Source organism: Kitasatospora sp. NPDC058965 (assembly GCF_042741245.1).
Classification (GTDB): Bacteria; Actinomycetota; Actinomycetes; order Streptomycetales; family Streptomycetaceae; genus Kitasatospora.
Genome location: NZ_JBHYKG010000094.1, coordinates 21,283 through 27,582, shown reverse-complemented (window position 1 = coordinate 27,582; position 6,300 = coordinate 21,283). Strand labels below are relative to the sequence as shown.

5 protein-coding genes are annotated in these 6,300 nt (G+C 74.3%); 1 reads left to right on the top strand and 4 read right to left on the bottom strand.

Annotation, left to right across the window (positions count from 1 at the left end):
- Positions 1-65 precede the first annotated feature (65 nt).
- Both ACFW1A_RS17875 and ACFW1A_RS17870 read right to left on the bottom strand, forming a co-directional pair.
- On the bottom strand, positions 66-1,322 hold the full coding sequence (locus ACFW1A_RS17875; RefSeq protein WP_380410039.1) for a peptidase S8: 1,257 nt from the start codon (positions 1,320-1,322) through the stop codon (positions 66-68).
- A gap of 387 nt (positions 1,323-1,709) precedes the next feature.
- Entirely contained in the window at positions 1,710-3,215 is a 1,506-nt protein-coding gene (locus ACFW1A_RS17870; RefSeq protein ID WP_380410038.1) for an ankyrin repeat domain-containing protein, read from the bottom strand.
- Positions 3,216-3,467: 252 nt separating this feature from the next.
- Between ACFW1A_RS17870 and ACFW1A_RS17865 the strand changes: the two genes are divergently transcribed.
- Positions 3,468-4,010 carry a hypothetical protein gene (locus ACFW1A_RS17865; RefSeq protein WP_380410037.1) on the top strand — a complete coding sequence of 181 codons (543 nt, stop codon included), beginning with the start codon at positions 3,468-3,470 and terminating at the stop codon, positions 4,008-4,010.
- A 387-nt stretch (positions 4,011-4,397) separates the two neighbouring features.
- Here the strand turns inward: ACFW1A_RS17865 and ACFW1A_RS17860 are convergent, their stop codons facing one another.
- The gene (locus ACFW1A_RS17860; protein ID WP_380410036.1) at positions 4,398-5,297 is read right to left on the bottom strand and encodes a helix-turn-helix transcriptional regulator; all 900 of its coding nucleotides are present in this window, start codon (positions 5,295-5,297) and stop codon (positions 4,398-4,400) included.
- Positions 5,298-5,507: 210 nt separating this feature from the next.
- The gene (locus ACFW1A_RS17855; protein ID WP_380410035.1) at positions 5,508-6,269 is read right to left on the bottom strand and encodes an SDR family oxidoreductase; all 762 of its coding nucleotides are present in this window, start codon (positions 6,267-6,269) and stop codon (positions 5,508-5,510) included.
- Between the last annotated feature and the right edge of the window lie 31 nt (positions 6,270-6,300).

Sequence of the window (6,300 nt, the reverse complement as noted above, 5' to 3'; positions counted from 1 at the left end):
ACACCCCCGACAGCCCGCCAGAGCCCCGCCCCCGCCGGAGCGGTGGCCGGCCCGGGTGGGCGGAGTCAGCCGGTGAAGGCCGCGGTCCCGTTCGGGGTGCCGAGCCCGGTCGGGCCGTCGTAGCCCGGGCCCGCGGTGCAGAGGTAGGAGCCGCAGTCGCCGTTGGAGCCGGTGGTGACGTCGTTCAGCGCGGCGGTGTTGGCGTACGGGTCGGCGGCCGGGGTGGTGCCGGCGCCGGGGGTGCCGGCCAGGGCGTAGACGCCGGCGATGATCGGCGCGGAGGCGCTGGTCCCGCCGTAGACCTGCCAGCCGGAGGCCCCGTAGGTGTCGTAGACGGCGACGCCGGTGGCCGGGTCGGCGACCGCGGAGACGTCGGCGACGGTGCGGTTGGAGCAGCCGCTGTCGGTCTGCCAGGACGGCTTGGACTCGTAGGCGGAGCAGCCCGAGCCGGTGCCCTCGGTGGCGCTGGTGCCCCACACGGACTCGCTCCAGCCGCGGTCGCTCGAGTCCTTGGTCAGCGAGGTGCCGCCGACCGCGGTGACGTACGGCGAGGCCGCCGGGTACTCGACGCCGTAGGCGCTGTCGCCGGCCGAGACGGTGATCGCGACGCCCGGGTGGTTGTAGTACGAGCTGTCGGCCGACACCTCGTCGGCCGACTCCGAGCCGCCGTAGCTGTTGGAGACGAACTTGGCTCCCATCGCCACCGCCTGGTTCACCGCGGTGCCCAGGTCCTGGGTGCTGGCCGTGCTCGCCTCGACCAGCAGGATGGTGCAGTTCGGGCAGGTGGCGCTGACCATGTCCAGGTCGAGCGAGATCTCTCCGGCCCAACCGGTGTCGGGCGAGGGGTAGCTGGTGCCACCGTTCTCGTCCACCTTGCTGAAGCAGCCGTTGGCCGAGGTGCAGGCGGGCAGGCCGAACTGGCTGCGGTAGGCGGCCAGGTCGGACTCGGCGTTCGGGTCGTCCTGGGCGTCGACGATCGCCACCGTCTCGCCGGCGCCGTTGGCGGCGGCCGCCGCGGCGAGGTTGTAGGCGCTCTGGATGTCGCCGGGGCCGTAGCCGGAGACGGTGGCGTCGGCCGCCGCCGCGGCGTGCGCCAGATGGGTGCTGACGGTGTTTCCGCCGGTGACGTGCAGGGCGTTGCAGGCGAGGTACCCGGGCTGCTGCGGGACGGCGCAGGACCGGCTGAAGGTCACCTGGTGGTGCGCCCGGGCGGTCGCGTCCGTAGTGGCGGAGGCGGCCTGGGTGCCGAGGCCGAGACCGGCGATCGCCAGTCCGGTCACGGCGGTGAGGGCCGGCGTGATGCGCCGCGCCTTCGAGATCATGGGGGTACGCAAGGACGTGCTCCTCTGTGGAGTGCACCGTGGGGGGACCGTACGGGCGTGGGGTGCCCGCAGGTCGGCCGCGCCGGACCCGGCCCGCAGGCTCCGTGGGGGGACGCCTGGGGGCGGGTCGGTTAAGCGGTTGCGCAAGAGATTATGAGTGCATGCCCATGACAACAATGGGGCTCCCAGGAGACACGCAGAATCCACCCAGGACAGCGCCGCTCGGCCCCCGGACCTGCACCCTCCTCCGCAGCTCCTCCACTGACGGCCCGACAGAACCGGGCGGCTCCGGCGTTCCGCGGACGGACCGGCGTACCACGGCCGGTCCGTCCGCAGCCGGGCCCGGCCGGCCCGGTCCTGTCCCCGGCCCGGTGTCGGGTTGCAGCCTCAGCGCCGTGTCAGCGGCCGGAGGAAGTCGACCACTTCGGTGTGGCCGAAGTGCTCCGCCCAGCCCAGCGGCGTGTCGTCGAACCTGGCGTCGCGAGTCGTCGGGTCGGCGCCCAGCCCGACCAGCAGGCGCACGCCGGTCACGTCGTCCGCGGCCGCTGCCTGGTGCAGTGCGGTCTCCCACGGCTGTTCGAGGGGGACGTCGCCGCGGCCCAGCGCATTGATGTCGAAGCCGAGGTCCACCAGCAGGGGGACGGCACGCCAGGCCCTGCGGGCCGCCGCCCACACGATCAGCCCGGGCCGCTGCCCGCGGGCGGCGCCGGCGTGCGCGCGCAACCGCCCGACGGCCTCCTCCTCCCCCGCCAGCGCTGCCGCGACGAGCGCATCGACACCGTCGGCCGGGGACCAGGGAGCCCCGTGCGCGCCCAGGTACGCCAGCACCCGGCTGCTGCCGCACAGCGCGGCCAGGCGAACCGGGGTGGTGCCGTCCCAGGCCCGCAGGTGCGCCGGACGGGCGTCGGGGAAGCGGAACGCGGCGCGCAGGTCGGCACAGTCGGCGAGCAGCCGGACCCGGGCGACGAGGTCGTGGGTGACGGCCCACCAGAGCTGATCGGCGATCAGGTCGGCGGGCGACGGAATCGCCTCGCCCAGGCGCGCCCGCCACGGCCCGCCGCCGCCTTGGCCGGCACCACGCCCGAGGCCGTGTTCGACCAGCAGGCGCAAGTGGTCGTCGGCGGCGCCGAACTGGCGGTTGTACAGTGCCTGGGCGTCGTTGGGATCGGCACCGGCGGACAGCAGGGTGCGGGCCAGCACCTCGGCCCTCGGGTGGGCCGGCTGCCCGCCCTCGCCGCCGCCCAGCGCACCGGCCAGCGCGGTGAACGGCGAGGTCAGGCCGTGCCACAGGTAGCCGGCGTTCGGGTCGGCGCCGTGGTCGAGCAGCAGGCGGGCGGCCCGGACGACCGCGTCCGGGCCGAGGGCGGGGTCGTGCCGGGCGTAGGCGAGGTACAGGATCGGCTCCCACGCGAACGGCCCGCCCTCGACGGTGGCCAGGGTCGGCTCCGCGGCGAGCAGGACGGCGAGCGCGTCGGCGTCGGCCGCGGCCGCCGCCGCGTGCACGGAGTCGGCGGTGAGCTCGGGGTGGGCAGCCAGCAGTGCGGCGGCCCGCCGCCAGCGATCCGGTTCGTCGTCGCGGCCGTACCGCAGACAGGCCAACAACAGGAACTCGTCGGCGCGCGAGACCGCCGCCTCGACCTGGTCGGGGACGCGGCGGTAGTGCCGGATCGTCTGCACGTGCCGCTTGAGCGCGGCCCACGACGGGAACCCGTGGCGGCGGGCGAGGACCAGGTGGGCACCGGCCAGCGACACCGGGTGCGGCCCGTCCGGATGGTGGGCGCCCACCAGGGCCAGGGCCTCCGGCACGCCGGACCTGGCCCGGTCGCGGAGGTCCTTGGCCTGCTTGCGCAGGTGCTCGAAGCTCGGGTCGTCGGGAAGACGCACGGTCGCCATGGCGACTCCTCTCATCGCCCGTGGTCCGCTGCGCCGGGCTGAAAGGAGGTACGAAACCACGCCGATGCCGTACCGCACAGCCGGGTGGGCTCGGCCCTGTCCGCGGACGGGTGGCGCCCCGGAGCGCCACTCGGAGTCTAGCCGGAGGACCCGTCACCGGCGCTCAGGCGTGGCGGGCCTGACGGAAGTGGGCCTGGTGAGGCAGCGCGCAACACCTTACGGACAGGCAGGTGGCGCACCTACACTGTGCCGATGGTGACATCGGGGGTTGTCTTCTACGCCTTCTTCGGATTGGGCTGGCTCCTGGCCGGCCTCGGGCACTTCGGCGGTCTGGTCACCGGAGTGGCCGGCACGCTGGGGCTGGTCCTCGCCCTGGCGCTGGTGCGGATCGCGCGACAGCAGGCGGCACAACTGGCCGACCAGGAGAGCGAGCCGCTGCTGCCCGCGAAGCGGCGGCGGTTCGCCCAGGTCAACGCCGTGCAGTGGTCGCTCATCGTGGCGGCCGCCGTGGGGTGCAGCGCCGGCAGGGTGCCCGAGTTGACCCTGCCGCTGGTCGCGATCGTGGTGGGCCTGCACTTCCTCCCACTGGCGCGGGTCTTCGACGACGCCCGGCTCATCACGCCGGGCGTGGTGCTGGCCGCACTGGGTGTGGCCGGCCTGCTGGCGTGGGCCGCGGACGCCTCTCGTGGCACGGTCTACACACTGGTGGGCGTCGGCTGCGCGGTGACCCTGTGGTCCACGGCCCTCTGGTCCCTTGTCGGCATACGGAGGGCTGCCGCCGAAGAGTCTGCCTGACGGCCCTTCCGGCAGGTGTCCGCCCCGCGACGCCCACGGTCGGGGGAGCCGGCCCTGTACTACGTTCCAGAATCAAGGGGCCCACATGAAGCCGACACCACCGCAGCCGCACTCGGATCCGGTGCGAACGCCGCAGACCCTCACCCCCGGCTACGTCCTCTGCTACGAGTGCGACGGGGACGGCTGGTGCCCCGGATGCCGTGGTCGCGGCTGGGTGCCCCGCCGGCCCGACGGGAAGAGCCGGTGCAGGGAGTGCGGCGCAACGAAGGTCTGCCCCATCTGCCGGGGCGGGGGCGAGTTGAGTGTGTCCAACCTGTCAGCGTACCAACGCGGCTACTACCCAGAACTGGACAGTGACTGACCGGGATTGGTCGCCGCCGGCGGCCCTCACCCGTCCTGGACCGCCCTCGGGCCGTCAGCACCGAGGGGAGCGCTCACCGCGGTTGGAGCGGCCCACGCCAGCAGCATCTGCAGCGCGTCGTCCGAGGGGGTTCCGGGCGTGGCGGCATAGGTGATCAGCGCCTGGCCCGGATCGTCCGCGGCGCGAAGCGTCTCGTACGTCAACTCCATCGCCCCGACCACGGGGTGGCAGAACCGCTTCGTCCCGGAGGTCTTGTCCTGCACCGGATGCTCGGCCCACCAGCGGGAGAACTCCTCGCTCCGCAGCGACAGTTCGCCCACCAGGGAGGCCAACTGCGGGTCGTCGGGGCGGCGGCCCGCCTCCAGGCGCAGGTAGGCGACGTTCTCGCGGGCGCAGGCGCTCCAGTCCGCGAAGAGCTCCTTGGAAGCAGGGTTGAGGAAGGTGATCCGGGCGATGTTGCGCTCGCCGGGCTGCAGGGCCGCGTAGTCGCCGAGGAGGGCGCACGCGGCCGCGTTCCAGGCGAGGACGTCCATGCGCCGACCCATCACCAGCGCGGGGACGTCCCGCAGTTCCGCCAACAGCCGCTGCAGCATGGGTCGTACCTGCTGCCGGTCCGGCCGGGGCGGCGGGTTGCGGCGTGCCGCCGGGGCCGGCTGGGCGAGGCGGTGCAGGTGCCGGGTCTCGTCCTCGTCCAGGAGCAGGGCCCGGGCGAGCGCGTCCAGGACGGCCGCGGAGGGGTTGGGCACGCGTCCCTGTTCCATCCGGGTGTAGTAGTCGACGCTCACGCCGGCGAGTTGGGCGATCTCCTCGCGGCGCAGGCCCGAGACCCGGCGCCGACCACCGAAGTCCGGCAGGTCGGCGTCCTCGGAGCGCAGGCGGGAGCGGCGGGTCCGCAGGAAGGCGCCCAGGGCGATCGTTGCACTCATACGGTGATTGTGCCCGTTCGCGCCCGCACTGTGCCTGGCCCTGCCAGGACCAGGCTCCGGGTCCAGCTCCGACCCCGGTCCCTGGCCCGGGCCGGGCCGGGCCGGGCCGGTCAGGGCCGGTCAGGGCCGGTCAGGGCCGGTCAGGGCCGGTCAGGGCCGGCCCGGCCCGGGCCGGGCCGGTCAGGGCCAGGCCGGTCAGGGCCAGGCCGGTCAGGCCTGACGGGTCGGCAGGATGATCGACTGGCGCAGGTTGACGTGCCGGGGGCGACTGACGGTGTACGCGACCAGGTCGGCGATGTCCTCGGCCCCGAGGGCGGGGATCGCGGTGAACATCCCGCCGAGTTGCTCGCGCAGCACCGGGTTGTCGATGTGCTCGCCGAGCTCGGTGTCGGTCAGGCCCGGCTCGACGGTGCTGACCCGCACGTCGCGCGGGCCCAACTCGGTGCGCAGCGCCGCGGACAGTTGGGTGAGGGCGGCCTTCGTCGCCGCGTACACGGCGTAGTCCGGGAAGAGGACGTGGGAGGCGATGGAGGAGACGTTGACCAGGTCGGCGGTGCGGCCGTCGGCGGCGGCCGCGGTGAGGTCCGAGGTGAAGGCCCGGATCACCCGCAGGGCGCCGGTGAGATTGGTGTCGATCATCCGGGTCCACTCGTCGAGCCGACCGTCCGCGAGCGGGTTGGGCAGCATCACTCCGGCCGTGTTCACCACCAGGTCGACCTGGCCGTAGGCGTCGTGGACGACCTTCGCGGCGGCGTCGACGGAGGCCTGGTCGGTGATGTCGGTGGTAACGGCCAGGGCTTGGCCACCCGCGGCGGTGAGTTCGGCGGCCAGCGCCTCCAGCCGGTCGGTGCGCCGCGCCAGCAGCGCGACGCGGGCGCCGCCCGCGGCGAGCAGGCGGGCGGTGGCCGCACCCATGCCGCTGGCGGCTCCGGTGACAACGGCGGTGCGGTCGGCAAGGGCGGGGTAGCTCACGGGTGCTCCTGGATCGATCGTGCGCGGGCCG

Coding starts and splice junctions, on each gene's coding strand:
- ACFW1A_RS17875 (WP_380410039.1), bottom strand. CDS start 1,322: ATGATCTCGAAGGCGCGGCGCATCACGCCGGCCCTCACCGCCGTGACC.
- ACFW1A_RS17870 (WP_380410038.1), bottom strand. CDS start 3,215: ATGGCGACCGTGCGTCTTCCCGACGACCCGAGCTTCGAGCACCTGCGC.
- ACFW1A_RS17865 (WP_380410037.1), top strand. CDS start 3,468: ATGGTGACATCGGGGGTTGTCTTCTACGCCTTCTTCGGATTGGGCTGG.
- ACFW1A_RS17860 (WP_380410036.1), bottom strand. CDS start 5,297: ATGAGTGCAACGATCGCCCTGGGCGCCTTCCTGCGGACCCGCCGCTCC.